This window comes from Agrobacterium sp. 16-172Ci (assembly GCF_053522725.1).
In genome coordinates this window covers 55447-82397 of the sequence record NZ_JBNWBW010000022.1, presented here as the reverse complement: position 1 = coordinate 82397, position 26951 = coordinate 55447, and the positions used below count along the sequence as shown (strand labels likewise).

The 26951-nt window shown below is 60.6% G+C and carries 25 protein-coding genes; 16 read left to right on the top strand and 9 right to left on the bottom strand.

All coding sequences use genetic code 11. From position 1 onward, the window contains the following. Positions 1 to 9 precede the first annotated feature (9 nt). The 8 genes from ACQZ40_RS18805 to ACQZ40_RS18770 all read left to right on the top strand — a co-directional run bounded on the left by ACQZ40_RS18805 (position 10) and on the right by ACQZ40_RS18770 (position 10723). Complete coding sequence (locus tag ACQZ40_RS18805; protein ID WP_448748446.1) at positions 10 to 1011, top strand: ABC transporter permease; 1002 nt, start codon at positions 10 to 12, stop codon at positions 1009 to 1011. 41 nt (positions 1012 to 1052) lie between these two features. Further along, positions 1053 to 2027, top strand: coding sequence for a sugar-binding transcriptional regulator (locus ACQZ40_RS18800; protein WP_059757988.1), 975 nt, complete (start codon positions 1053 to 1055; stop codon positions 2025 to 2027). Continuing rightward, entirely contained in the window at positions 2024 to 3022 is a 999-nt protein-coding gene (locus tag ACQZ40_RS18795) for an aldo/keto reductase (RefSeq protein WP_448748445.1), read from the top strand. The genes ACQZ40_RS18800 and ACQZ40_RS18795 overlap by 4 nt, the downstream gene beginning before the upstream one ends. Before the next feature lie 120 nt (positions 3023 to 3142). Continuing rightward, positions 3143 to 4867, top strand: a complete 1725-nt coding sequence (locus ACQZ40_RS18790) for a glycerol-3-phosphate dehydrogenase/oxidase (RefSeq protein WP_448748444.1) — start codon at positions 3143 to 3145, stop codon at positions 4865 to 4867. A 2-nt stretch (positions 4868 to 4869) separates the two neighbouring features. After that, a complete protein-coding gene (locus tag ACQZ40_RS18785; RefSeq protein WP_448748455.1) occupies positions 4870 to 5712 on the top strand; it encodes a class I fructose-bisphosphate aldolase in 843 nt (280 codons plus the stop codon). Beyond that, the gene (locus tag ACQZ40_RS18780) at positions 5705 to 7204 is read left to right on the top strand and encodes an FGGY-family carbohydrate kinase (RefSeq protein ID WP_448748443.1); all 1500 of its coding nucleotides are present in this window, start codon (positions 5705 to 5707) and stop codon (positions 7202 to 7204) included. The genes ACQZ40_RS18785 and ACQZ40_RS18780 overlap by 8 nt, the downstream gene beginning before the upstream one ends. Positions 7205 to 7487: 283 nt before the next feature. Further along, on the top strand, positions 7488 to 9692 hold the full coding sequence (locus tag ACQZ40_RS18775; RefSeq protein ID WP_448748442.1) for a methyl-accepting chemotaxis protein: 2205 nt from the start codon (positions 7488 to 7490) through the stop codon (positions 9690 to 9692). Positions 9693 to 9817: 125 nt separating this feature from the next. After that, complete coding sequence (locus ACQZ40_RS18770) at positions 9818 to 10723, top strand: LysR substrate-binding domain-containing protein (RefSeq protein WP_448748441.1); 906 nt, start codon at positions 9818 to 9820, stop codon at positions 10721 to 10723. A 63-nt stretch (positions 10724 to 10786) separates the two neighbouring features. On the opposite strand, the gene ACQZ40_RS18765 is transcribed toward ACQZ40_RS18770, so the two are convergent. Beyond that, complete coding sequence (locus ACQZ40_RS18765; RefSeq protein WP_448748440.1) at positions 10787 to 11479, bottom strand: SDR family NAD(P)-dependent oxidoreductase; 693 nt, start codon at positions 11477 to 11479, stop codon at positions 10787 to 10789. 10 nt (positions 11480 to 11489) lie between these two features. Then, a complete protein-coding gene (locus ACQZ40_RS18760; RefSeq protein ID WP_078052162.1) occupies positions 11490 to 12692 on the bottom strand; it encodes a pyridoxal phosphate-dependent aminotransferase in 1203 nt (400 codons plus the stop codon). Positions 12693 to 13141: 449 nt separating this feature from the next. On the opposite strand from ACQZ40_RS18760, the gene ACQZ40_RS18755 reads away from it, so the two are divergent. The 4 genes from ACQZ40_RS18755 to ACQZ40_RS18740 are packed head-to-tail and all read left to right on the top strand — an operon-like array spanning position 13142 to position 17071. Continuing rightward, positions 13142 to 14056 carry an ABC transporter permease gene (locus tag ACQZ40_RS18755; RefSeq protein ID WP_271045154.1) on the top strand — a complete coding sequence of 305 codons (915 nt, stop codon included), beginning with the start codon at positions 13142 to 13144 and terminating at the stop codon, positions 14054 to 14056. Next, the gene (locus ACQZ40_RS18750) at positions 14053 to 14856 is read left to right on the top strand and encodes an ABC transporter permease (protein ID WP_003519698.1); all 804 of its coding nucleotides are present in this window, start codon (positions 14053 to 14055) and stop codon (positions 14854 to 14856) included. The genes ACQZ40_RS18755 and ACQZ40_RS18750 overlap by 4 nt, the downstream gene beginning before the upstream one ends. Before the next feature lie 25 nt (positions 14857 to 14881). Beyond that, positions 14882 to 15958: an ABC transporter substrate-binding protein gene (locus ACQZ40_RS18745; RefSeq protein WP_065656633.1), complete on the top strand. Its 1077-nt coding sequence runs from the start codon at positions 14882 to 14884 to the stop codon at positions 15956 to 15958. Positions 15959 to 15967: 9 nt separating this feature from the next. Then, positions 15968 to 17071: an ABC transporter ATP-binding protein gene (locus tag ACQZ40_RS18740; protein WP_271045156.1), complete on the top strand. Its 1104-nt coding sequence runs from the start codon at positions 15968 to 15970 to the stop codon at positions 17069 to 17071. A 149-nt stretch (positions 17072 to 17220) separates the two neighbouring features. On the opposite strand, the gene ACQZ40_RS18735 is transcribed toward ACQZ40_RS18740, so the two are convergent. From ACQZ40_RS18735 to accB, 6 genes are read right to left on the bottom strand one after another with little or no spacing between them, the layout of a single operon-like run. Beyond that, positions 17221 to 17988, bottom strand: coding sequence for a 5-oxoprolinase subunit PxpA (locus tag ACQZ40_RS18735; protein ID WP_448748439.1), 768 nt, complete (start codon positions 17986 to 17988; stop codon positions 17221 to 17223). 25 nt (positions 17989 to 18013) lie between these two features. Further along, positions 18014 to 19012, bottom strand: coding sequence for a 5-oxoprolinase subunit C family protein (locus ACQZ40_RS18730; RefSeq protein WP_448748438.1), 999 nt, complete (start codon positions 19010 to 19012; stop codon positions 18014 to 18016). Further along, positions 19009 to 19722, bottom strand: coding sequence for a 5-oxoprolinase subunit PxpB (gene pxpB, locus ACQZ40_RS18725; RefSeq protein ID WP_448748437.1), 714 nt, complete (start codon positions 19720 to 19722; stop codon positions 19009 to 19011). The genes ACQZ40_RS18730 and pxpB overlap by 4 nt, the downstream gene beginning before the upstream one ends. Continuing rightward, positions 19719 to 20159, bottom strand: a complete 441-nt coding sequence (locus ACQZ40_RS18720) for an acetyl-CoA carboxylase biotin carboxyl carrier protein (protein WP_448748436.1) — start codon at positions 20157 to 20159, stop codon at positions 19719 to 19721. The genes pxpB and ACQZ40_RS18720 overlap by 4 nt, the downstream gene beginning before the upstream one ends. Then, on the bottom strand, positions 20156 to 21547 hold the full coding sequence (gene accC, locus ACQZ40_RS18715; RefSeq protein WP_448748435.1) for an acetyl-CoA carboxylase biotin carboxylase subunit: 1392 nt from the start codon (positions 21545 to 21547) through the stop codon (positions 20156 to 20158). Before accC ends, ACQZ40_RS18720 begins: the two co-directional genes overlap by 4 nt. Next, positions 21544 to 22008, bottom strand: coding sequence for an acetyl-CoA carboxylase biotin carboxyl carrier protein (gene accB, locus ACQZ40_RS18710; RefSeq protein WP_065656626.1), 465 nt, complete (start codon positions 22006 to 22008; stop codon positions 21544 to 21546). Before accB ends, accC begins: the two co-directional genes overlap by 4 nt. A 193-nt stretch (positions 22009 to 22201) precedes the next feature. On the opposite strand from accB, the gene ACQZ40_RS18705 reads away from it, so the two are divergent. Then, positions 22202 to 23128 (top strand): DMT family transporter, encoded by a 927-nt coding sequence (locus ACQZ40_RS18705; RefSeq protein WP_433822321.1) that lies wholly within the window; start codon positions 22202 to 22204, stop codon positions 23126 to 23128. On the opposite strand, the gene ACQZ40_RS18700 is transcribed toward ACQZ40_RS18705, so the two are convergent. Next, entirely contained in the window at positions 23097 to 24026 is a 930-nt protein-coding gene (locus ACQZ40_RS18700) for a DMT family transporter (RefSeq protein WP_448748434.1), read from the bottom strand. The two genes, ACQZ40_RS18705 and ACQZ40_RS18700, sit on opposite strands and share 32 nt — an antisense overlap. Positions 24027 to 24223: 197 nt before the next feature. Here ACQZ40_RS18700 and ACQZ40_RS18695 point away from each other — a divergent pair, with 197 nt between their 5' ends. The 3 genes from ACQZ40_RS18695 (at position 24224) to ACQZ40_RS18685 (ending at position 26924) form a co-directional block, all read left to right on the top strand. Next, complete coding sequence (locus tag ACQZ40_RS18695) at positions 24224 to 25111, top strand: LysR family transcriptional regulator (protein ID WP_065656623.1); 888 nt, start codon at positions 24224 to 24226, stop codon at positions 25109 to 25111. A gap of 94 nt (positions 25112 to 25205) precedes the next feature. Continuing rightward, on the top strand, positions 25206 to 26159 hold the full coding sequence (locus ACQZ40_RS18690) for a tripartite tricarboxylate transporter substrate binding protein (RefSeq protein WP_220317623.1): 954 nt from the start codon (positions 25206 to 25208) through the stop codon (positions 26157 to 26159). Positions 26160 to 26255: 96 nt separating this feature from the next. Continuing rightward, on the top strand, positions 26256 to 26924 hold the full coding sequence (locus tag ACQZ40_RS18685) for a 4-carboxy-4-hydroxy-2-oxoadipate aldolase/oxaloacetate decarboxylase (RefSeq protein WP_448748433.1): 669 nt from the start codon (positions 26256 to 26258) through the stop codon (positions 26922 to 26924). Positions 26925 to 26951: the final 27 nt, after the last annotated feature.

Genomic DNA, 26951 nt, shown 5'->3' with positions numbered 1-26951 from the left:
AGCGGGAAAATGGCAACATCGGAAACACCTTCGGGCATAGCTGAGACGGCGGTTCGCCGCACCGCCTGGTGGGAGCCGGCGCTCAAGGCGCGGGAAACCGGGCTGATCGTCATCATCCTCGCGCTTTTTGCAGTGATGTCCTTCATATCCCCGTATTTCCTGACCGTGGACAATCTGCGGGCCATGGCCATGGTCTTCGCCATCGAAAGCATCGTCGTGGTGGGCATGACGATCCTGCTGATCTCTGGCGGTATCGACCTTTCGGTCGGCTCCGTCACCGCACTTGCGATGGTGGCGGCTGGCTGGCTGTTCCTCAATGGCGTCGACCCATGGGTGGCGGCGGGGCTGGCGATCTGCCTTACGACCTTGATCGGCATGGCCATGGGATTCCTGACGACAGTGATCGGCCTGCATCATTTCATCGTGTCGCTGGGCGTCATGGTGATTGCGCGCGGTGTGTGCCTGCTGGCGACGGGCGGGCGGCCGCTTGGGCTCTATTCCCTGCCGCCGGAATTCAAGTTCATCGGTCAGGGCGCGCTTGGTAGCATTCCGCTGGTGCTGATTATCTTCGCGGTGGTGGTTGTTGCTTTCGATCTGCTGCTGCGGCGCACGACCGCCTTCCGCAAGGTGTTCTATACCGGCAGCAATCCAAAGGCCGCGGCCTATTCCGGTATCCGCGTCGGCCGGGTGGTGTTTGCCACCACCACGCTTTGTTCGATGTTATGCGGTGTTGCAGGCGTTATCTACATGGCCCGCTTCGGTTCCGCCCAACCAAGCTTCGGCGTCGGCATGGAACTTAACGTGATTGCGGCGGCGGTCATCGGCGGCGCGAGCCTTTCGGGCGGCTCGGGCACCATTCTCGGCGCGATCCTTGGGGCGATCCTTCTTTCGGTGGTTTCCAGTTCGCTTGCCTTGCTCAATGTGTCTGTCTACTGGCAGGACATCATCAGGGGCAGCATATTGCTCACTGCGGTCCTGTTCGACCACTATCTGGTCAGGCGCCGCCGTTGAGCGCCCTTCGCTCGCCCGAGGGTAACTGGAGAAAGACGACCATGCTGGATATCAAGGACGATTTCGATCAACAGAGACAGATGTATTCCGTCCTGGTGCTGCATTTCATCGAGGGTGTGAAGCAGTCGGAAATCGCCGAGCGGCTCAATCTTTCCCATACCAAGGTGAACCGCATGATTGCGGCCGGCCGCAAGGCGGGCATGGTGAAGATCACCATCGCCAGTCCCTATCAGAGGCTGGTGGACCTTGAAAACGAGATCACCCGCCGTTTCGGCCTCAGGCAGTCGGTGGTGACGCCGACGGTCTCCGATAATCCGGAAACCGCCTTGCAGATGGTGGGTCGGGTGGCCGCCAACCACTTGCTGGAAACCATTCGTGACGGTGACGTGATCGCGATTACCGGCGGCAAGGCGGTGAGTGCCGTTGTCGACAATCTGGAGGCGGAGCGCCGTTTCGATGTGCGGGTGGTGCCGCTGACCGGCGGTGTGCAGGGCAAGCACTATACGGATGTCAATCATCTCGCCACGCAACTGGCGGAAAAGCTCGGCGGCAGCGCATCGCTCGTTCATGCGCCGCTGTTTGCCGAGGATGAGGAACAGCGCGATCTGCTGATGAATGTCGCATCGATCCGCGAGGTCTTCGATCTGGCCCGGCAGGCGCAGGTGGCGCTGGTCGGCATCGGCTCCGTGGAGGCTCCGGGCTCCGGCTATTACGATCTTCTGCCGGATGCGGCCCGTGGCGGGCAGGCGCTGGTGGATGCGGGCATTGCCGGCGAGTTTCTCGCCCATCTCACCATGGCGGACGGACAGCTGGCGCGCATCGATCTCAACTCGCGCGTGGTGGCGCTGGACCCCGGGCAGCTGGCCCGGTGCCCGAATATCATCGGTGTGGCGGCAGGCGCCATCAAGGCCGGACCGGTGGCGGCCACGCTTGCCGGCCGCTATCTGACCTCGCTCGTCGTGGACGAAGCGATAGCCGGCTATTTACTGGATCACGAAGGAGGGGAAACCGCGTGACGGACAATGCAATATTGACCCGGACGATCGGCAGAAGCGGCATCGACGCATCCGCCGTGGGGCTCGGCACCTGGGCCATCGGCGGCTGGATGTGGGGCGGCACCGACGAGCGGCAATCCATCGCCGCCATCCAGGCCTCCATCGATGCTGGTATTTCCCTCATCGACACCGCACCGGCCTATGGCATGGGGCTTGCGGAAACCATCGTTGGCAAGGCAATTGCCGGCAGGCGCGAGAAGGTGGTGCTGGTTACCAAATGTGGGCTGGTCTGGCATGTGAATGAGGGTGCCTATTTCTTCCATCAGGATGGCAAACCCGTTCACCGTTACCTCGGTGCCCCTTCCATCCGGCATGAGGTCGAAGAGAGCCTGAAACGGCTCGGAACCGACTATATCGATCATTACGTGACCCATTGGCAGGACGCCACGACGCCGATTGCCGAAACGGTCGGGGCTTTGGTGCGGCTGAAGGAGGAGGGGAAGATCCGCTCCATCGGGGCAAGCAACGTCTCGCCCGGCGATCTCGAAGCCTATATCGCCACCGGCGCGCTGGATGCCATTCAGGAAGAATATTCCATGGTGAAGCGCGATATCGAGACGACGCTGCTGCCGCTTTGCCGAAAGAATGATGTCTCGGTTCTCAGCTATTCATCGCTGGCGCTCGGTCTTCTCTCGGGCAAGGTCGGGCCTGAACGGGTCTTTGCGGAAGACGACCAGCGCCACGGCAACCCGCGCTTCAGCCAGGCGAACCGTCAGAAGATTGCGCGGTTGATGGGCGTGCTGGAACCGGTGGCGGCCGCCCATGGAGCTTCGGTCGCGCAGGTGGTGATCGCCTGGACGATTGCGCAGCCGGGCATAACATTCTCGCTGTGCGGCGCGCGCGATCCGGCTCAGGCGGTTGAAAACGCTGCCGCGGCACGTCTTCGCCTCACTGCGAGTGAGCTGGCGCTCATCAGCGCCGGTGTCGCGGAGCATCTTGTGGGGCTCGATACCTGATTATGTAGGCTGAGACGGGACTTCAGGCGAACAGCGCATCATTTTCGTCCCGTCTCTCACGTCGCTTTAAACGGTCAACAACATTGGGACGCTGGTCATCAGCCGGCGAACGGTATTTCTATGCCCAGTTTTCGCGAGGACGCTCTGCGCCGCATCCAGCACGATGGTGATTTCGATGCCGTCGTTATCGGCGGCGGCATCAACGGAATTGCCGCCTATCGCGATCTCGCCTTGCAGGAGCTGCGGGTGCTGCTGGTGGAGCGCAACGATTTCTCCTCCGGTTGCAGCGCCGCACCCTCGCGCATGATCCATGGTGGCCTGCGTTATCTCGAAAACGGTGAATTCGGCCTCGTGGCAGAGTCTTTGCGGGAGCGGGATGCGCTTCTCAGGCTTGCGCCGCATATGGTTCATCCGCTGCCGACCACGATCCCGATTTTTTCGACTTTCAGCGGCCTGTTCAACGCGGCGGCAACCTTTGCCGGTTCCGGCGGAAAACCCGCAAGCCGGGGCGCTCTCGCCATCAAGGCGGGTCTGATGCTCTATGATTTCGTCACCCGCAAAAACCGTATCCTGCCCCGTCACGCCTTTCGCGGTGCGTCCGGGACTTTGCAGCATTGGCCGGATTTGACGCCGGAGATCAGGTATTCGGCCACCTATTACGATGCGTGGATCAGCCAGCCCGAGCGGCTTGCGCTGGAGCTTCTTATCGACACCCGTGCCGATGCGCCGCAAAGCATTGCGCTCAACTATGCGGAGCTTGTCCGTATTGGCGACGAGTATCGTCTTCGACTGGAGGGCGTGGATGAAGCCCTGCCCGTCCGCCCAAGGATCGTCGTCAATGCAACCGGCGCATGGATCGACGAGACGATTGGCACGCTGACCGCCGGGCCAATGGCGGAGAAAGCAAAACCGACCGTCTCCGGAACCAAGGGATCGCATCTGATCATTGCCAATGAGGCGCTTTTGAAGGCCCTGAACGGCCATATGATCTTCTTCGAGAATGACGATAATCGCGTCTGTATCCTCTTTCCCTATCTCGGCCGGGTTCTCGCAGGTTCGACCGATATCAAGGTGGATCGCCCCGAGCGGGTGCGCTGCGAGCCCGACGAACGGGATTATATTCTGGACGCGATCCGGCAGGTCTTTCCGCAGATTGCCATCGCCCATTCCGACATCGTTTTCAGTTTCAGCGGCATACGTCCGCTGCCGCGCAGCGACGCCGCCTTTACCGGAAGAATTTCCCGCAGCCATTTCATCCATCGCGTTGCGGGCGATCCGCCGCAGCTCTGCATGATCGGCGGCAAGTGGACCACTTTCAGGGCTTTTGGCGAGCAGGTGACCGACGAGGTTCTGGCCTTTCTTGGACGCCGGCGGCTGACCGGCACCATGGAGCGCCCGATCGGCGGTGGCAGGAATTTTCCCACCGGTGCCAGCAGCCTGCCTGCCTTGCTGGTGGAGGAATTTTCGATTGCCGCAGACCGGGCGGAGCATCTGGCTCTGGCTTACGGCTCCCGCGCCTTCGATCTGATGGGCTTTTGCCGGGATCATGCGGATGATGTGCGGCTTTCAGAAAAATCGCCGATCACGGCCGCGGAGGTGGTCTGGCTGATCCGCTTCGAACATGTCCGACACCTAACCGATCTCGCCCTGCGGCGCACGACGCTCGCCATCACCGGCGTCATCGACGCCGATCTGATCGACGCTATCCTCGCCGTTGCGGCCCGCGAGCTTGGCTGGCCGGCCACCCAGGCGGCGGCGGAACGGCAGCGGCTTATCCATGAGCTGGAGACTTTTTATGGGGTCACGCCGGCAATGCTTCAACACAGATGCAAGGAGAATGCATGATGATGCGGATTTCGAAAAAGGCGCGCATGAACCGGCTGTTCCGCAATGGCGGTTGCCTGGATGTGGCCATCGATCACGGGGTTTGCAACGAGCCGAGCTTCCTCGTTGGGCTGGAGGATATGGCGCAGACCGTGGACAGGCTGGTCGAGGCCGGCCCCGATGCCATCCAGATGGCCTATGGGCAGGCGGATCTGCTGCAGCAGAGGCCGGAGCGCGACAAGCCGGCCCTCGTCATGCGTATCGACATGGGTAACCCTTACAATTCCACGCGCCACAGAACCATGTGGTCGCAGCTCCAGAACCATCACGATCCGATCATCGGTGCGCTGGAAATGGACGCCGCCTGCGTCGTCGTGAACCTGTTCATGCTGCCGGACGAGCCGGAGCTGTTTCGTCAATGCGTCGAAAACATCAGCCGTGTGCGGGCAGATTGCCATCGTTTCGGCATGCCGCTGATGATCGAGCCGCTGGTGATGCTGCCGAATGATGTGCGCGGTGGTTATCAGGTGGATGGCGACGCCGAAAAGATCGTCACGCTCGTGCGTCTTGCCTCGGAAATGGGAGCCGATATCATCAAGGCCGATCCGACCAGCGATCCGCGCGATTTTCACAAGGTGATCGAAGCCGCGCGGTGCCCGGTGCTGGTGCGGGGCGGGGGGCGTGAGGACTTGCGTAACGTGCTTACGAAATCGGCGGCTCTGGTGGCCGAAGGTGCGAACGGAATGGTTTACGGGCGCAATATCTACCAGCACGACAATCCCAAGGCCGTCGTTGCGGCGTTGATGGCCATCATCCATCAGGGTGCGGGTGGCGAGGAAGCATGGGATATCTATAATCGTGGCTGATAAAAATCACATATTGGGTCTCGATGTCGGCAACACGGTCATCAAGGCCGTGCTGTTCGACACGGAAGGCCGGCAGGTTGCGCAACACGCCATCGACGGACAGTCGACATTTCCTGAGCCCGGCTATGTCGAGCGCGATCTCGAGGAATTGTGGTGGAACGGCTGCGAAGCGATCCGCCAGCTTCTGGTGAAATCGTCCGTCGATCCCCGCAGCATCCTGGCAGTGGGCTGCGCCGGCCACGGCAATGGCCTCTATCTTCTGGACAAGGACCGGCAGCCCCTGATCGGCATCCAGTCGCTCGACAGCCGTGCTGCCGATGTGGCGGCCGAGCTTGACCGGAAAAGCGGAACGCAATTGCAGGCCCGTTGCCTGCAGCGGCCATGGCCTGCGCAAACACCCAGCCTTCTCGCTTGGGTGAAGCGACATGCACCCGATCTTTATGCCCGGACAGGCACGGTCCTGTTCTGCAAGGATTTCGTCAATTTCCGCCTGACGGGGTGCCTTGCCAATGATATTTCCGATCTCAGCGGCGCGGGGCTACTTGCCTTGCCGGAAGCGCGGCTCGACCGCGAGCTTCTGTCACTTTACGATCTTGAGGATGCGTTCGCGTTTTTCCCCCGTCGCGTGGAATCGGCTGACATCGTCGGCCATGTGACAGGCGAGGCTGCGGCTGTGACGGGGCTTTCCGAAGGCACACTCGTGATCGGCGGTTTCTTCGATGTGGTCTCCAGCGCCATGGGGTCGGGGGTCATCAATGCCGGGGAAGCTTCCATCATCGCCGGCACCTGGAGCATCAACCAGGTTTTCGCGGACAGGCCGGTCATCAGTCCCGATGTCTTCATGGTCACCACCTTCGGCCGTGACCGCTATGTCAATATCGAATCCAGCGCCACCTCCGCCGCCAACCTCGAATGGTACGTGCACCGTGTTCGCGGCGACCATGGCGACCACGCCTTCGAGCGCTGCAACGAATTGGTCGGCTCCGTCTCACCCCGCGCCGACGATCCGTTCTTCCATCCGTTCATTTTCGGCTCGCGACTGGGTGCGGAATTTCGCGGCGGCTTTTACGGCCTCGCGGGATGGCACGGCGAAGGTCACATGTTGCGGGCCCTATTCGAAGGGGTGTGTTTCGAACATCGCCGCCATATCGGCGTTCTGCGCGAAGCGGGACTGCCGGTGGAAAGCGCCGTGATGTCCGGCGGCGGTTCCCGCAGCCAGCATTGGCCGCAGATCATGGCGGATGTTCTGGAAATTCCGCTACGTGTCGCGGAAGCCCGCGAGACGGGCGCGCTCGGCGCGGCCATTGGTGCGGCCGTGGCGATTGGGCTTTATCCTGATTATGAGGAGGCGGTTGCGGCGATGACACGGGTTGCGAATGCTTACCGGCCCGATGCTGCGCAAGTCTCGCATTATCTGCGGCGCTACGGTCTCTATGCAGAATTGACCGCGCAGTTGCGTGGCTTCTGGAGCGCTTTGCGGTTACCGCAATAGTCTTCGGTTTCTGCAGGGCGCAATCGCGCGTCCGCATCGAGCAGAGCCCCTGCGCAGAGCAAAAGTATCTGTGCAGGGGTGAAGATATCGTGCAATAGTTTGTATATACTTCAATATTGCAACTTTATAAAGTATTGATGTTTTGATATGGCGCTTGAAAAATAGAATTGAAAGTAAATTTTAAACATAAATTCTTAAGCTCACCCTCCAGCCCGGTCGCCAACAGTTGCGCACGCACCCGTAACTCTCGCCACCGTTGCAGCATAGTTTTGGGGGATGGGACATGCTTTTTAAATCGACAACGGGTCGGAATATTTTTGCGGTCGCCGCATGCGGGGTCTTTGCGACGATCGCGGCCTCGGCCGTGCTGTTTTATCGGTCCATTGAGGATACCAGGGCCAACAATCTTGAGCGTATGCGGCAGATCGCCCATAGCGAAGCCCTGGCGACCGAAAAGAATATCGGCGGCACGATCCATATCGTCAACAGCCTCGTCTCGGTTCTGGAATCGATGAAACAATCAGGCGATGCCGACCGGGGTAAGGCCGATCAGATCATTCACCAGATGCTGGCCAATAACCCCGACATCCTTGGCCTCTGGACCGGATGGGAGCCAAATGCGTTTGACGGCAAGGATGCGGATTTCGCCAACAGGGAGGGGCATGACGCGACCGGCCGGTACATACCCTATTGGGTGCGCAGCGGCGGCAAAATAGGCAATACCGCTTTGACGGACTATGCCACCGCAGGTCCGGGCGATTATTATCAATTGCCCTTCACCCTGAAGAAAACGGTCGTCGTCGAACCCTATTCCTATGCAATCGACGGCAAGGAGGTCCTGATTACCTCGATCGCCAAGCCGGTTATGGTCGATGGCAAACCTCAGGGGGTCGCCGGCCTCGACCTGTCGCTCGATGAAACGAGCAAGGCGCTTTCGGCGGTGCGGCCCATGGGAACGGGGTTCGTTAGTCTGGTCAGCGGCGGCGGCAAGATCATCAGTCATCCGGATGCGGCGATCATGGGAAAAAGCCTTGCGGACGGCGGTGCGAAGACCGCCGGTTGGGACCAGCTGATTGCAAATCCCGGTGTGGAGCGCGAGATCACCGCACAGGATGGAACGGCGTCCTTCGCCATCGCCTTGCCGGTCATGCTTACCCAGGACATGAAATGGTACGCAATCATCTCGGTGCCGGAAGAAACGGTGTTTGCGCAGCTGCATGCCATGATGCGAGACGCCGCTTTGACCATAGTGACGGCCACCGTGCTGCTGGCGCTGGCGGGGTGGTTCATCGCGCGGCGGTTCATCGGGCGCATCGCAAACATCATCGATGAGACCGCCCAGATTGCACAGGGAAATCTTCATCTGACACTGAAGGATATCGGGACAAGGGACGAAATCGGCGATCTTGCCCGCTCTCTCGATGTTCTGCGCGAAAACAACCGGCAGAAGGCCTCGCTGGAACAGGAGGCCGAGACCAACCGCACGCTTGGCGAAGAAGAGCGTGCGGCCCGGGAACGCAGGGCCGCCGATGAGGCGGGCAGCATCCGCTTTGCCGTCGACAGCCTGGCTTATGCGCTGGCGAAGCTCGCTGACGGCGACCTGTCCTGCCGTATCGACAATCCCTTTGTCGAGCAGCTCGACGCGGTGCGTGGCGATTTCAACGGCTCGGCCGGGAAATTGCAGGACGCGCTTCTGCGGGTATCGGAAAATGCCTCCGGCATCGACGTCGGCGCTAATGAAATCATGTCGGCGTCCGATGATCTGGCGCGGCGAACGGAGCAGCAGGCGGCGGCCGTTGAAGAGACCGCTGCGGCCCTTGAAGAGATTACGACAACGGTAAAAGACGCCGCCAAACGTGCGCATGAGGCGGGCCGGCTGGTTTCCCGCACGCGCATCGGCGCGGAACGGTCTGGTGAAGTCGTGCGTCAGGCCGTGATGGCGATGGAGCGGATCGAGAAATCGTCGAACGAAATTTCCAGCATCATCGGCGTGATCGATGAGATCGCCTTCCAGACGAATTTGCTGGCGCTGAATGCCGGGGTGGAAGCGGCGCGTGCCGGTGAGGCGGGCAAGGGTTTTGCGGTGGTGGCGCAGGAAGTGCGGGAGCTTGCCCAACGCTCCGCCGCTGCGGCGAAGGAAATCAAGTCGCTGATCACCAAGTCGAACCAGCAGGTCGAAGAGGGCGTACATCTTGTCGGCGATACAGGCAAGGCGCTCGATGTCATCGTTGCCGAAGTGCAGGAGATCAACCAGCACGTCGCCGCGATCGTGGAATCCGCGCAGGAACAGTCATCCGGCCTCCAGCAGATCAACGTCGCCGTTAACCAGATGGATCAGGACACGCAGAAAAATGCCGCGATGGTCGAGGAGATGACCGCCGCAAGCCACACGCTGGCAACGGAGGTCGATGCGCTGAACCGGCTGCTCGGCCAGTTCGAACTCGGTCAGGGAACAGGTGTCCATCGGAGTTCTCTAAAGGCGGCCTGACTGGGCGCCCTGAGCAGCCGTGTCCATCAGCGCCGATGGGCACGGCGGGGAAATGGAAGATGGACTTTGTCTGCAAATTGAGCATCTTATTTCCTGCAAGCAAGTAATGGGATGATCAACAGCAGATGGATATCAGGCGCCTGAAATCGTTTATCACGATTGTCGACATGGGTAGCATAACCAGAGCGGCCGATGTGTTGCATATTGCCCAGCCGGCGCTCAGCCAGCAACTGGCAAGCATCGAGGAGCATTTCCGTCAGAAACTGCTGACCCGAAGCCAGCAGGGCGTGGTCATGACCGATGCCGGCAAGGTTGTCTATAGGCATGCGCAGGTCATTTTGCGGCAGATGGAGCAGGCGCAGGCGGAGGCTCTGGAAGCCGGCGCTGTGCTTTCCGGCAAGGTATCGGTGGGCCTTGCGCCCTTCAGCAGCGCCGCCACGCTTTCGCTGCGTCTGATGGAGGAAACCAAGCGGCTTCATCCCGGCATTCTGCTGCACATCACGGAAAGCGTCAGCCAGCCCTATAGCCAGATGATCATGAACGGCCGTCTGGAAATGGGTTTGATCCACGGCGTCGGGCCGATCCGGGGTGTCAAGTTCACGCCGCTGTTGCGTGAGGAATTCGTGCTGGTCGTACATCGCAGCTTCGGCGTGGAAGCGGGCGATGCGCCGATCACGGTCGCCGATCTGGCGTTTTTGCCGTTCCTTCTGCCGCCGACCTATAATTTCGTGCGCCGCGCCATCAATCTTGCCTTCACCCGCAGCCGCAAGGATCTGATCGTGACGGCGGAGCTGGAATCGGTCCGGACCATCGCGCGCGGCGTGGATGCCGGGCTTGGCGCGACCATAACGCCCAAGGCCATCGCCGACCGTATCGTGGCGGAATCCAATGAGGACATCGTCGTGAGGCAGATCGCCAGCCCGATGATCGAGGAAACGCTGTCCTTCTGCGTATCGGACAATACGCCGCTCTCCGAGCCGGCGCTTGCCGTGAAGGAGATATTGCTGCAACTGGCGGAGACCCTGAAATAAAAGGGTCAGGCCGGTTCTAAAGCCACGCGCAGCACCGTTTCCCGGTGCCGCGCATGGAAAAGATCAAAGCATTGCTTCCTTGCGGCAGTTCACCAGCAATTCTGCCACCGAAAGGTTGTTCGGCAGGCGAAGCAGGGTTTCGACCATTTCGGCAAGATCGTCCGGCTGGGTCATATCCTCGCGGCTGACTTCCGTTTCGCCGACCGTCATATCGGTTGCGATATAGCCAGGGCAAAGCGCGGTGGCGCGCACGCCGCTGTCCCACAATTCCTGCCGGATGCCGTGGGTGAGGGCGACAACGGCGAATTTCGTCATGGCATAACCCACATTTGACCCCACGCGGCGTCCCGCCAGCGAAGCGACATTGATAACCCTGCCCTGTCCGGTTTTTACGAGATGGGGAATGGCGGCGCGGGTTACCCTCAGCGGACCCTTGACGTTGATACGCCACATCTGGTCGAGGCTTTCTTCGCCCGCATCCATGACTCGGACTTTGGGGTTGATGCCGGCGCAATTCACCAGCCCGTCGATCCGGCCATATCTGGCGGCAACGGCCTCAACCCAGGCCTCCGCCGAACCAGCCTCTTCCGCATCGTAGCGATCGGCCGAAAGCCGGTCCTTCACCGCAATGGCGGCCGGATTTCGCGCTCCCGCCGCCACCGTGAAACCCGCTTCGTGAAGCCTTTTGGCGATCGCAAGGCCGAGACCCCGCGATGCGCCGGAAACCATGATGACACGGCCACTTCCTCCCAACATGCTGTTCTCCCTATTTCATTCCATTGCAGAATTCGGCGATGCGGGCGCAGCCTTCGGCAAGGTTTTCCATGCTGGTGGCATAGGAAAGCCGGAAGAAGGGGCTGAGGCCATAGGCCGCGCCCTGCACTGTCGCAACGTGATGTTCGGCGAGAAGCGCCATGACGAAATCGGTATCGTTCTCGATCTTCGTGCCGCCCTTCGTCGTCTTGCCGATCAGCGCGGCAATATTCGGGAAGATATAGAAGGCGCCTTCCGGCTTGTGGCAGCGAAGCCCCTCGATTTCCGAAAGCTTGCCGAGCACGAAGTCGCGGCGCGTCTTGTAGATGTCGGCGCGCTCCTTCAGCAGATCCTGCGGGCCGTCGAGAACCGCGACGGCGGCAGCCTGCACGATGGTCGCGACACCGCCGCTGTTCTGGGTATTGACGTTGCTGATGGCCTTGATGAGATCCTTCGGGCCGCCGCAGAAACCGAGACGCCAGCCGGTCATGGCATAGGCTTTCGATGCGCCGTTGACGGTCAGGACCCGGTCATAGAGGCGGGGTTCGACTTCGGCGATGGTGCAGAATTCGAAGTCGTCATAGATCAGGTGCTCATACATATCGTCGGTCATGATCCAGACATGTGGATGCCGCAGCATGACCTCGGCGATTTCCTTCATTTCCGCGCGGGAGCAGGCGGCGCCCGTCGGGTTGTTGGGGAAGTTGAAAAGCAGCCACTTGGTCTTCGGGGTAATCGCGGCTTCGAGATCTTCGGCGCGCAGGCGGAAACCGTTATTCTCCGGGCAAACCACCGGCACGGGCACGCCGCCCGCGAACTTCACGATATCGGCATAGCTGATCCACGACGGCGCGGGAATGACGACTTCATCGCCCGGGTCGCAGGTAGCCATGATGGCGTTGAAGATGATCTGCTTGCCGCCGCCCGCCACCAGAATCTGGCTCGGATCGTAGTCGAGATTATTGTCGCGCTTGAACTTTCGCTGGATCGCGGCCCGTAGCGCCGGGGTTCCGTCGGCTGGCGGATATTTCGTGTCGCCGGCAAGGGCCGCCGCATGCGCCGCCTCGACCGCGTGGGCAGGCGTCGGGAAATCCGGCTCGCCGGACGACAGGCTGATGACCTTGATGCCCTGAGCGGCGAGATCGCGCGCTTTCTGGGTCATGGCGAGCGAAGCTGACACGGTGACGTTGTTAAGGCGTTGGGCGATAGTGGGCATGAATTATTTCCGATTGTAACGGTGAAGGCAGGCATCGTCGCGACGCCAGTGCATGACAAAGAGGTTACGGGAATTTTCCGCTATTTCCCCAATACGACTTCGATGTGACGTCATACGGGATTTTGATGCATAGCCCGCCAAAACGGGGTGGGCAGTCCATATGCGTATGCGATGACCTCAGAGGAATAAAATATTATGCAGCCCGTCGGCTTAGCCCCTAAGCTCGGCTTAACAACAAGGGAACGACGCGTCGGGCAATGTTACCCAGAGAGGTAACCGGCGCGAAAATGCAGAAATATGCGACAGGCGCCGGCAAAAGACCGTATGCCTCGACAGGGAGCACACCCAGCAAATTCTAGTCATAGGGTCTGGACGATCTCGTTCGGCTCAAAGCGATGCCTCGTGCCGTATTCAACGCGACGGGAGTATAGATGTCGGATATTGCGATCATGGAACCACATGCCCCGCCACGCCGCGGAGTTTCCGGCTGGAAGGCCCTCGAGCGTCGGCTGTTTTCGCCCGGCATCCTCATCCTGCCGCTGCTGATCTTTCTGCTGATCTTTTTCTTCTGGCCGGCGGTTCGGCTGATGAGTTTCAGCGTCATGACCCAGAATTCGCAGGGGCTGATCGGCTCCCCCTTCACGCTTGCCCATTATGTCAGGTTTTTTGAGGTCGATCTTTACCAGAAAGTGCTCTGGGCGACGATCCGCATCAGCCTGATCACCTCAATTCTTGCGGCGATACTGGCCTATCCGGTCGCGACCGTTCTCGTGCGCGGCAATATCGTCACGACCCGTATCATCACACTAATCGTGATTGCGCCGCTGGCCGTCAGCGTCGTGGTGCGCGCCTACGGCTGGCAGCTCATTCTCGGCAACGGTCCGACCGGCCTTCTGAACTACGTATTGATGAATCTTGGCATCATAGACAGTCCGATGACGCTGCTGTTTTCGGATGCCGCCGTCATTATCGGCTCCCTGCACATTTTCTTCCCGATGATGGTGCTGCCGCTGTCCTCCGCGCTTGGCAAGATCGATCCGAACCTGCAGCAGGCCGCCCGCACGCTCGGCGCGCCGGCATGGAAAGTTTTCCTGCGGATCACCTTCCCGCTCAGCCTTCCCGGTCTGCTAGCGGGTTTCACGTTGGTGTTTTCGCTCGCTTCCGCATCCTACGTCATTCCCGCTCTGATCGGCGGTCCCGGCTCGCAGATGCTTGGCAACATGGTCGAACAGCAGGTTCTCGCGGTCTATGACTGGCCGTTCGGCGCCACCATCGCCACCATCCTCGTTTTCATCGTCATTCTGATCAACGCCGTCTCGATGCGGCTGCTCGGCGGGCGTCGTATCAAGGCAAGCGCGTCATGAACAACAAGCTGACCGGCACTTCCGCCATCGTCCTTTACGCGATCACCGCCGCCATGATGGTCTTCATCCTGGCCCCCATCGTTCTCGTCGTCGCCATCTCGTTTTCCGACAGTTATTTCGTCACCTTCCCGCCACAGGGTTTCACCTTCCGTTGGTATGCGGCGGTAATGCAGAATGAGGAATTTACCGCTGGCCTCACCTTCAGTGCGGCGCTGGCGGTGGCGACCACCATCCTTTCACTGGCGCTCGGCGTTCCGGCAGCCTTCGCACTCTCCCGCGGAAAATTCATCGGCCGCTCGTTGATGAAGGGACTGCTGCTTTCGCCGCTGATCTTTCCCGTGCTGGTGACCGGCCTGGCATTGCTGCAGCTTTTCTCCGGCTATGGCTGGATGGATACCAAGCTGAAGCTTCTCATCGCCCACACCGTCGTGACGTCGCCCTATGTGATCCGCACGGTGCTGACCAGCCTTCAGCTCGTCAATGTCAGCCTTGAGGAAGCGGCGCGCACGCTTGGCGCCACGCGCTGGAAAACCTTCACGCGGGTGATCTTTCCGCAGATCGCGCCCGGCGTCGCCTCCGGCTCGATCTTCTGCTTCATGGTTTCTTTCGACAATTATCCCGTTTCGATGTGGCTGGCGGATTCCGCGAACCTGCCCGTGCCCATCGTTCTCTATCGCCAGATCGGCACGGTCTTTGATCCTTCGGTCGCGACCATGTCCACCATCATCATTCTTCTGGCGGTGACCGTCGTGCTCGTCCTCGACAGGCTGGTGGGTCTGCGCCGGGCAATGGCTATGTAAATCAACAACAAGAGGGGTACCGGAAATGACAGACAAGACCATCATCATGAAACGGCGCAGTTTCCTGACAGTCACCGCAGGCGCGCTCGCCACACCCTATTTCTACACCGCGGCTTCCGCACAGGACCGCACCATGTATGTGGGCGTCTATAATTCGGCGCAGGGCGGGCTGATCAAGAAGGAAGTGATCCCGGCTTTCGAAAAGGAATATAAGTGCCGGGTCCTGACGACCGAAGGCGCGACGCTCGCCAATATCGCCACGCTGCGCGCCACCCGCGAAAATCCGCAATATAGCGTGATGTCGATGGACGATGTCGGCGTGCCGCAGGCCAAGGAGGAAGGCCTGATCGAGCAATTGCCGGCGGACGAAATCCCCAACCTCAAGAACGTCTATTCTCGCTATCTTTTCGAAGACAATTTCGGCGTCGGTTTTGCAATCTCGATTGCCGGCCTGTTCTATAATCCGACGACGGGCAAGCCGTTTGAAAGCTACGAACAGATGTTCGACAAGAAATATGCCCGCCGCATGCTTCTCAACACACCGAAGAACACCCAGAGCGTTCTGATGCTGATGGTGGCGGCCGCCCTTGCGACCGGCAAGCCGCTGAAGGAAGCGCAATATGATACCGATGCCGGCTGGGCGAAACTCGCCGAGCTGAAGCCGAACGTGCTCTCGATATACGATGCGGAAGCACAGACGATGATGGTGGCGCAGGGCCAGGCGGATTTCGGCGGCATCGAATATTCCAAGGCGGTTTATCCGCACACCAAGAAGGGCGTGCCGCTGGACATGACCTTCCCGAAGGAAGGCGCATTCACCGGCATCAATTCCATCGCCCTGGTAAAGGGCGGACCGCACCGTGATCTTGCGCTTGCCTATATCAACCGCATCCTCGATCCCGGTGTGCAGAAGATGCTTTCGGAAGCGACACTGAGCGCCCCCTCCGTCAAGGGCATCGAGTTCGGCGCAGATACGGCGAAGTTCCTTGCCTACCCGGAAACGAAGATGGAATCGCTCAACCTCTTCACGCCGGACTGGAAATACATCATTCCGCGCCGCGCCCAATGGCTCGAAAAATACAACCAGACCTTTAACGGCTGAGGAACGCTGATGAAATCCGTAGAAGTCCGCCTGGAGAGACTGACCAAACATTACAGCGGTCAGGTCGTTGCCGTCGATGATGTTTCGCTTACCGTCAAGGCAGGGGAAATCCTGGCGCTTCTCGGCCCGAGCGGCTGCGGGAAAACGACCTGCCTGCGCATGATTGCTGGGCTTGTCGATCCCACCTCGGGTGAAATCGTGGTCGGCGGTAAGCCGACCACGCGCACCCCGGTTCACCGCCGCAATGTTGGCATGCTTTTCCAGAACTACGCCCTGTTTCCCCATATGACCGTTGCCGAAAACGTCGCCTTCGGTCTGGAGATGCGGGGCATCTCGAAGGCTGACCGGGAGGGGCGCGTGAAGCAGGCGCTCGATCTCGTTCAGCTGCACGCCTTCGGCGACCGACTGCCGGTGCAGCTTTCCGGCGGCCAGCAGCAGCGTGTGGCGCTGGCGCGCGCGCTGGTGATCGAGCCTTCGATGCTCCTCCTGGACGAGCCGCTCGGCGCGCTCGACAAGGGCCTGAGGGAAAGCATGCAGGTCGAAATCCGCAGCCTGCAGCAGCGGCTTGGCCTCACCACGATCATGGTGACCCACGATCAGGACGAGGCACTGACCATGGCGGACCAGATCGCCGTGATGCGGGATGGCAATCTCGAGCAGATCGCACCGGCCGGCGAAATCTACCAGAAGCCGCTGACCCGCTTCGTCGCGGGTTTCATCGGCGCCTCGAACTTCTTCGAGGCGAGCGTGGCGGAGCGCAATGGTCGTTCCGCAAGGCTGGTCACCGGTTCCGGCGTGCGGCTCGATGTCAAGGATATGGGGGCGGTTCAGGGCGACAAGGTCGTCGTCACCGTTCGCCCCGAAGCGATTTCGGTGTCACCGCTTGCGGTGGACGCAGGTGAAAACGCCAGCAATTCCACCACGGCGCGGGTGGAGCAGGTCGTCTATCGCGGTTTCATGCTGCATTATTACCTGCGTCTGGACAATGGCGAGCCGATGATCGCCTACCGGCAGACCCAGACCGAAGGTTTCACCAATGCCGTCAGCGCCGCTGGCGACCGGGTGAGACTGAGCTGGACGAGCGACAGCAATCACGTGATCCAGCTGAATTGATGATTTCGCGGCCGGGCACCTCACGCCACCCGGCTGGCGGTGGATCGAAATCCGGGCCGTATTCCATAGCCGACGAAATTACGGCACCGCGCTCCTGACATGGAATGCGGTGCCGTGCTTTTTGTGCTGGATATGAGGCGTATGCCGCTTCAGGCAACCACTTCGCGAGCCGGCACGACGCTGCCGCCGCAGGCTTCCACTTCGCTGCGCACCGTGCGCGCAAGCTCCAGCGAGCCGGGCGTATCGCTGTGGACAAGGATCGATCTGGCACGAACGGGAATGGTCTCGCCCTCGATGGTCGTGACCGTGCCTTTTTCCAGAAACTGGCGCACGCGCGCACGAACTTTTCCCTCTTCCTTGATGACGGAATTCGGCAGCTTGCGTGGCACGAGCTGGCCCTTCACATCATAAGCCCGGTCGGCGAGAAAGAGGTTGAGCACCTTCAGCCCGCAATCCAGCGCCGCCTTTTCAATCAGCATGTCCGGCATTGAAAAGACGATGAGATTGGGATCGACTGCCTTGATCTTTTTCATGATCCGTTCGGCAAGCGCCGCATCGCGGTTGATCATGTTGCCCATGGCGGCATGGAAGCTGATATGGGAGAGCGCGACCTCCTGTGCGCTGGCAATCGCCGAAAGCGCGCCCAGCTGGTAGAGAACCTGCTGTTCCATTTCTTCTGCATCGACGGGAATTTCGCGGCGGCCGAAGCCGAGACGGTCGGCGAGGCCTGGATGGGCGCCGACACCGACGCCGTTCTGTTTGGCGAGACGCACCATGCGCGCCATCATTTCCGGATCGCCGGCATGGAATCCGCAGGCGATATTCGCCGAAGAGACGACTTCCATAAGCTTCTCGTCGTCGCAGACCTTATAGACGCCGAAACCTTCGCCCATATCGGAATTAACATCGATCTTCATGGTTCCCTCTCCGTGTTCTTCAGGATTATCGTTTCGTGAGCGTGCCGAGTGCGGCGGTGACCAGCGGCAGGGTCTTGCGGATATCGGCGAAATAGGCGTCGATTGCCTGTTCGACCTTCAGCGCCTCGCGCACCGTCGCCTGCACGAAACGGATGCGGCTGCCGATGCGCGCCTGTCCGAGCCGCCAAAGATCGCTGTCGATGATACCGGCCATCTTCGGGTAACCGCCGGCCGTGTTGGCGTCGCTCATCTGGATGATCGGCTCGCCGCCCGGCGGCACCTGAACCACGCCCGGAATGACGCCATAGGAGCGCAACTCGACGGGAGCCGAAAGCATAAGTGGAGTGCCGGCAAGCCGGTAGCCGGTGCGGTCGCTCTGCGAGGTGATTTTCCAGGCTTCGGACCAGAAACGTTCCGCACCTTCGCCGAAAAGATCGTGTTCGGCGGCGGGAATGGCTCTCAGCAGCAATTCGCCATTTTCGGATACCGGAAACATATCCGGCATCGCCTCGGCAAGCGGCATGATGCCGAGGCCGCTTGCCGGCAGCGCCGTTGGTTCGGATGGCGGAACGGACAGCCTGTCGCCGGTGGTGAGGTGGCGTCCCTCATGGCCGCCGAAGGAGCCACGAAGTGAGGTGCTTCGTGATCCCATCACCACGGGAACGTCTATGCCGCCCTGAAGGCAGAGATAGGCGCGCGCATTCTTCAGCGGCGTCGAAAATTCGAGAATCTGACCCTTTTCTGCCCGCGCGCACCAGTAGGGCGGCAGATCAGCACCATTGAGCCGGGCGGCGCAATCCGCACCGGTTACGGCGAAGGTCAGCGCCTCTTCGAATTCGATGCGGAACGGAAAGGTCTGGATTTCAATCGCCGCGGCATCCTCGCCGTTGCCGACAAGAATATTGCCGACCCTGAGCGCGATGGGGTCCATCGCGCCCGTGGCGGTGATGCCGATATTGCGGTAACCGGCACGGCCGAGATCCTGCACGGTGTTCAGCGGCCCGCAGGCAAGAATATGGATCATAGTTCGATCCTTTCGGGAAGGAAACGAACGCGGTCGCCGGGCGCCAGCACCGCCGGCTGTTCGGCGGTGGCGTCGAACATGGTGATTTCGGTGAAGCCCAGCGAATTCCAGCCATTCGGTCCGGTCAGAACCGAGATGCCGGACTGCATGCCGCCGATCGTCACCATGCCCTTCAACATGCGGAGCGACGGGACTTTCTTGCGCGGCATGAAAATGCGCGGATCGAGGCCGCCGAGATAACCGAAGCCCGGCGCGCTGCCGACGGCGAAAACCGTATAGGTCCGCTCGAAATGCAGCCGCACGACTTCCTTGTCCGGCAGGCCGGAATAATCGCAGATCGCTGCAAGGTCGATGGCGTGCTCGCCGCCATAGGTCGTGGGCACTTCGATGGTCTTGCCCAGAAGATCGAGCTCCGCAGTCCTTTGCCAGAGGTCGAGAAGCTCGTCCTCCAAACGCCCGGCATCTTCAGGCGTGCTGCGTAGCACGATCAGCAGGTTGGTCATGCCGGGTATGAGTTCCAGCACTTCGGGGCGGTCCTTCAATGCGCGCGTCAGCGCCCAGATGCGCCGCTGGGCGGGCAAGTCCAGCTCGCCGGGCGCTTCGATCAGAAACGTCTTGTTGCCGATCATCGAGATTTTCGGCAGGCCCAGATGGGCGGGGGTGACGTGGGGCGTTTTCAGCGGGAGGTTGCTCATCGACGTCACCATCATGTTTCGGTCTTGAGAAGGGCGGAGCCATAGCCGAAAAGCGCGCCGGCTTCCGTCACGATTTCGCTGACGGTGCCGGCTTTTTCGGCGATGACCGGAACAAGCACCGGTCCGGCTGCGACGAATGCGACGATCTCGCCTTTCGCTACGGATTGTCCTGCCCGAACCGCCCGGTCGGGGCGCTGCGGATGCGCGAGCGTGAAGATGCCGGCCATCGGTGCACGGGCAAGAATGTCCCCGGCCTTTACCGGCGCTTTGGCCGATTCGATGGGCCGCTGCGCTGCGGGGGGCTGAGCGCCTGCCATGGCAACGATCTTCAATGATCCATCCGGCGTCTCTATTTCAATGGCGGAGACATTGTTGCGCTCGAGGTGAGCGGCAAGATCGGCAATCGTGCCGGGCTCGCTGTAGCGGGATATGGAAACAGGCTGTCGCTTCACTTTGCACTCCGCGCTGCAAGCCAATGTTCGAGGTAATGAATATCCGTACCGCCTTCGGAAAAGGCCGGGTCCTGTAATATTTCCCGATGCAGCGGCAGGTTGGTGGAAACGCCTTCGATGCGCATTTCGTCAAGTGCGCGCCGCATGCGCAGGACTGCCTGCTCGCGGGTCGGCGCATGGACGATGAGCTTGGCGATCAGGGAATCGTAATGAGCCGAAACGCTGTAACCCGCCCTCACATGGGTATCGACCCTGACGCCGGGACCGCCCGGCAGGTGCAGAGCCGTGATAAGGCCGGGGCAGGGAATGAAGCTATAGGGGTCTTCGGCATTGATGCGGCATTCGATCGAATGGCCTTCGCAGACGATATCCTCCTGCGAAATCTCAAGCGGATGGCCAAGAGCGACGAGAAGCTGCTGGCGCACCAGATCCACGCCCGAGGTCATTTCCGTGACCGGATGTTCGACCTGCAGGCGGGTATTCATCTCGATGAAATAAAATTCGCCATTCTCATAAAGAAACTCGAAGGTGCCGACCCCGCGATAACCGATCTGGCGGCAGGCTTCGACGCAGCGATTGCCGACGAAAGCCGCGACATCGGGCGGGATGCCGATGGCCGGACCTTCTTCGACGACCTTCTGGTGGCGGCGCTGCATGGAGCAGTCGCGCAGGCCCACCCACACCCCGTTGCCCTGACCATCGCAGAGAACCTGAATTTCGACATGGCGCGGATGTTCGAGGAATTTTTCGATATAGAGTTCCGGCGTTCCGAAGGCCCGGCTTGCCTCCTCACGCGTGACGAGAACGGCATCCTGAAGAGCAGAGGCCTCGTGCACGACACGCATGCCGCGCCCGCCGCCGCCGCCGGCCGCCTTGACGATGACGGGATATCCGATTTCGGCGGCGATTCTCGAGACTTCGGCCATGTCATCCGGCAGGGCGGAATCGGGTCCGGGAACGCAGGGCACGCCGGCCTCCATCATCGCCCGCTTCGCCGCGATCTTGTCACCCATGGTGCGAATGGCGTCGGCGCGTGGGCCGATGAAGACCGCCCCCGCCGCCTCCACGGCTTCCGAAAAAGACGCTCTTTCGGACAGGAAACCATAGCCGGGGTGAACCGCGCCAGCGCCGGTCAGCTCCATCGCAAGCAATATGGCCGGCACGTTGAGGTAGCTCTGTGTAGGAGAGGCCGGGCCGATGCAGATGGCGGTGTCGGCCGCCTTCAGATAGTCGGCATCCTTATCGGCTTCCGAATAGATCATGACGGTCTTCAGGCCGAGTTCACGGCAGGCGCGCTGCACCCGCAAGGCAATCTCGCCGCGATTGGCGATCAGCACGCTGTCGAATGCTCGTGTCTCAGCCACCTTTGGGAGTGTCGCATCCATCATTCGAACTCCAGCACCGGCTGTCCAAGTTCGACGTCTTCGCCGTCATTGGCGATAAATCTGGCGATCCTGCCGCTTCGTTCGGCCCTAACGGTGTTGAACACTTTCATCGCCTCGATGATGAAGAGTTCCTGTCCTTGCCTGACCTCGTCGCCGGCTTCGGCGAAAGGCGCCGCGCCCGGGCTCGGGGCGCGATGGAAAAGGCCGAATGAGGGTGCTGCGACGATGCCGGATGACGCCGGTGCGGCTGCGGCGGATGCCGGCGCATGTTCTTCGGCGCGGGGTGTCGCGGATGCCGTTTCGGCTACCGCAACGGGCCGGGGCTGCGATGATGGTGCCTGCGGCGAAACGGCATTGTTTTCGCGGATGATCCGGACCGTGGTTCCCTCCTGGCTCACGGTCAATTCGGATACTCGCGAAGAGCCGACGAACTCGATCAGTTTCTTGATCTTTTCCAGATCCATATTGGTTTCCAACGTCTTTTTTATCCCCACGGCGGCAGGCGAGCGGAGCGGAATCCGCACCCTGTCCATCAGCAATAGCTACCATGGGGGCGGGATTGATGGGGTCAGACGAAGTTCCTATGGACATTGCTTTCCGGTTTGATATCCCGCCGCCGCGTGGTGAAACGGTTCGAAGACTCCGAAGGAACGAACCATGGATTCCCGCAAAGGCATTCTCCTCAAAATCTCCGCAGCACTCGCTCTGGTCCTGATGGGCGCCTGCATCAGCAGCCTCAGGGGCGAGATACCCATCGGGCAGGTAGTCTTCTTCAGGTCGGCGGTGGCCATGCTGCCGCTCTGTCTGTGGATGGCGGCGCAGGGCGGTTTTCGAAGGCAGGTGGCCACAAGCCATATTGGCGGCCATCTGGTGCGGAGTTTTTCCGGCACCGGCGGCATGGTCTTCAGCTATCTGGCGCTCGCCTATATTCCGCTGGCCGACGCGACGGCCATCAGTTATGCGACACCGCTCTTCACCGTCATTCTGGCGGTGTTGCTTTTGAAGGAAGTCGTCAGGATTTACCGCTGGACGGCGGTGGTCGTCGGGCTCTGCGGAATCGTGCTGATCCTGTCGCCGCATTTTTCCTTCGATGTTTCGGATGTCGCTTCCGGCTCTGGCGTCGCCATGCTCGGCGGTCTGTTCGGTCTGGCGGCTGCTTTTTTCTCCGCCATATCGATGATCCAGATCCGGCATTTGACGCAGACGGAAAATACCGGCGCAATCATCTTCTATTTCACCCTGCTCACCACCGTCATCGGCTTTGCCAGCATCGGCATGGGCTGGAAAATGCCGACCGCGTGGCAATGGACCCTGCTGATCGGCACCGGTCTTATTGGCGGTATCGCGCAGATATTGGTGACGCTCAGCCTGCGTTATGCCGAGGCCTCGCTGCTCGCGCCGTTCGACTATACGACGATGATCTGGGCGCTGTTGATCGGTTATGCCTTCATGGATCAGGTTCCGGCCCTGACGACCATTCTGGGGGCTTCTATCGTGGTTGCCGCCGGTTTGTTCACGCTGTGGCGGGAAAGGCGGCTGCACAAAAAGCGCGTTACGGAACAGTTGACGCTGTCGGCTCCCTGACGGCCTGTTTCGCCAGCCGGTTTTCGCGCCACATCGCAAAAAGCCCGGCGGCGATGACAGTCAAGGCGCCAATGAGGGTCGCACCCGTCGGCACTTCGGCCATGAAGAGATAACCGAGGGCGATTGCCCATATCATGGTGGTGTAATCGAACGGCGCCAGCAGCGAGGCCTGGGCGTGGCGCAGGCTGAGCGTCATGGCGATCTGGCCGATGCCGCCGGCAAGGCCGCCGCCGGCGAGCAGCAGGAACTGGTGAAAATCCGGCATCTTCCATCCAAATCCGAGCGTGGCGAGGCCGGCCACCACACCCGTCAGCGTATAGATGAGAACGATGCGCGACGGCTTTTCGATACTGTTCAGATGGCGGACAGCGATGGAGGAAAAGGCGGCGCAAAGCGCACCGGTCAGCGCCAGTGCGGTTCCGATCATCGCGACGCTGTCGATTTGAGCGGGGCCTGAGGCGGCATCGAAGATCAGTTTCGGCGAGAGCGTGATGAAGACGCCGATGAAGCCGGTCAGCACGGCGGACCAGCGATATATCCGCACTTTTTCGCCAAGCAGCAGCGCCGCCAGCATGATGGTGAAAAGCGGTGTCGTGTAGCTCAGCACCGTCACATTCACCAGCGGTAGATAGGCGAGCGCCAGAAAGCCGAAGAACATGCCGCCAAGCCCGGCCGAGCTGCCCGCGAGCAGGCTGCCGATGTTCTTTTTGGCCGGCACGGTTATCCGCTCCGAGGAGGCGATGAACCAGAGACAGAGGGGAATGAGGGCAAAAAATCCCCGGCAGAAGACGACTTCGCCGACGGGGATCGCCCCGTTCAGGCCCTTCACGCAGGCGGACATGACTGTGAATGCCAGCATGGCCGTCAGCTTGAGCAAAATTCCGGTCTTAGGATTCATCCCGCTCCCCATCGCAGCCCAAACCGTGTCATGGGGAAGAAGCGGAGAAAAGCCTTAGCCGGCTGTCATAAGAATCTTGTCTTACCCCATTACTCCCTTGAAGACCGGCAGGACCACCGGACGACGCTTTTCCCCTAGGCCCCCGCGGTGATTTGGTGTCATGATCGCATTTCTAACCGGCGGGAGGTTAAGCGGGCATGTTGGATTTGCGCAGGCTGCGATATCTGGTCGCGATTGCCGATTGCGGCTCCATGTCGGCGGCGGCGCGGCAATTGGGGATAGCCCAGCCGGCGCTCAGCCATCACATTACGGAACTGGAACGGCTGGTGGGTTTTCCCGTGCTGCACCGGCTGGCGCGCGGTGTGAAGGCGACGGAAAAAGGTGAAGTCCTGCTTTCCCATGCGCGGGAGATTACCGAGAAGGTTCGGCAGGCGGAAGCGGAAATCCGGGCCATGGCCTATCTGGATGAGAGGGTGATCCGGCTGAGCCTCATTCCCTCCTGGGCCACGGCCTTTGCGCCGAGCATCATCAGCGAGGTTGCCGCTTCGATGCCCAAGGTGTCGCTGCGGCTGATAGAGGCGCGCAATGACGAATCCCTGCGCCTTATTCGTCTCGGCAAGGTGGATATGGCCGTTGCGCTGGTCGGTGCGGAGGACAAGGCCGACGATCTTATCGTCAAGGAGAGCCTGTTTGCCGTTTCTTCAAGGCCTATCGGCCGGTCGATACCGCTTGAGGCTGCGGCAGGGCTCAACCTGATCCTGCCGCCGAAAGACAATCCACTGCGCATATCGATCGACGAGGCCGCCGCCCGCGCCGGAATAACACTGAACGTGACCATGGAGATCGACGGGCAGGACACGATCAAACGCGCCGTCAGCGCCGGTATCGGTGCGACGATCCTGTCATGGAATTCGGTGCAGCAGGAGCAGGAGGCCGGTCAGCTTCAGGCCGCCCATATCACCCAGCCCGTCATTTATCGCTCCATACATCTGTTAAAGGGCAGGGAGGTGGATGAGCGAACGTTCAGGCTGTTCCGCGACCTTTTGCGGGCTGTCGCAAGACGCGAGCCGGCATTCAACCCATAAACGATCTGTATGGGTAAATTGAAAACTCGGTATTTGTATTGTTGATGGCTTCTTCCTAGCCTCCCCGATGAAAGCGTATCGGGGAGGAAAAGATATGCGTTTGAAGACATCTCTGTTTGGCATGCTGGCGGTGGCGGGAATGCTGGCTGCGGGAGGGGCGGCGGCGGAATATCCGGAGCGGCCGGTGACGCTCGTCATCGGTTATCCAGCGGGCGGTGGCACCGATATCCAGTCGCGGGCGTTGGTGCCCTATCTTGAAAAATATCTCGGCACATCGGTCGTGGTGGAAAACCGCGAAGGTGCCGGCGGGTTGATCGGCGCGACCTATATCGCCAATGCGAAGCCTGACGGTTACACCATCGGAGCGCTAAATTTCCCATCCATGTATTCGCCGATCGTGCAGGGCAATGCCAGCTACAAGGAAGACGCCTTCACCCCGCTCGCAAACCAGATCGGCGGCGATCTGGCGCTGACGGTCAACAAGGTATCGCCGATCAAGACCGCCAAGGAGTTCGTGGAGGCGGCCAAGGCGAACCCGGTCGTCGTTGGCGTGACGGGTATCGGTCACCCAAGCCAGATTACAGCCCTGCTGTTCGAAGAGGCGGCGGGCGTGAAGCTCAATTTCGTGCCCTTCAATGGCGGCGGACCGGCACGGCTTGCCATGCTCGGCAACCACGTCACGCTCGGTTTCATGAACCTCAACGAGGTCTTCGCCGACAATCGTTCGGGCGCACTGCGTGTGCTGGCGACCTCCGGTGCCGAGCGTTCGCCGCTTTCGCCTGATGTGCCGACCTTCAGGGAAGCCGGCTACAATGTTCAGTTCAGCCTACTGGCGGGCTTCGGCGCGCCGAAGGGCTTGCCGGCGGATGTGGAGGCAAAGTTGGTCGATGCCTTCCAGAAGGCGCTGAAGGACCCGGATTATCTTGCCGACGCCAAGAAGCGCGAACTGACCACGCTGCCGCTGACCCAGGCCGAATTTGCCGAGGCGCTCAAGAAGGGCAACGCCAATCTGGCCGAGCTCTGGAAAAGCAAGCCCTGGACGAAATAAGCGGCCGGTACCGACCGCTTCTCTCACCCCTAATCAAAATGACGCTTGGGCCGCGTTTGGTCCGGGCATGACCCACTGTTGAAAGGAACCCGGCCAATGGCCCATGTCATCCGCAATTTCCAGCGCCCTTCCAAGGCCGATATCGAGGCGATCAGCAAATTCAGCCCCGCCACCATTCATGAGGCGCAGGGCAAGCTCGGCGCTCTCGATTATCGTATCAAGCCGATCAAACCCGGCCTGAAAATCTGCGGCCCGGCGATCACCGCGAAATGCCACATCGGCGATAATCTGATGATTTTCGAAGCCATCAATCTGGCGAAGCCCGGCGATGTGCTGGTCATCGATGGCGGTGACAATCCCAATCAGGGCGGCTTTGGCGATGTGCTGGCTGCCGCTTGCATCGGCAAGGGCATTGTCGGTTTCGTGGTCAGCGCCGCCGTGCGTGATGGCAAGGGGCTGCGCGAGATCGGTTTCCCGGTGTTCTCGCTCGGGCTTTGCATGAAGGGCACCTCCAAGGACACGCTCGGCACCATCAACCATCCGGTCGTGGTCGGCGGTGAACTGATCAGCCCCGGCGATATCGTCTGCGGCGATGATGACGGCGTTGTCGTTGTTCGCGAGAAGGATATCGCAAAGCTCGTCAAGGCCTGCCAGGAGCGTGACGACCACGAGAACCACATGATGGAGCTGCACCGTCAGGGCAAGATGGATATCGAGGATCGCTACGACATGATGCGCTCGAAGGGATGTGTCTGGGCCGATTAAGCCAGTGATTAAACGTCGGATACGCCG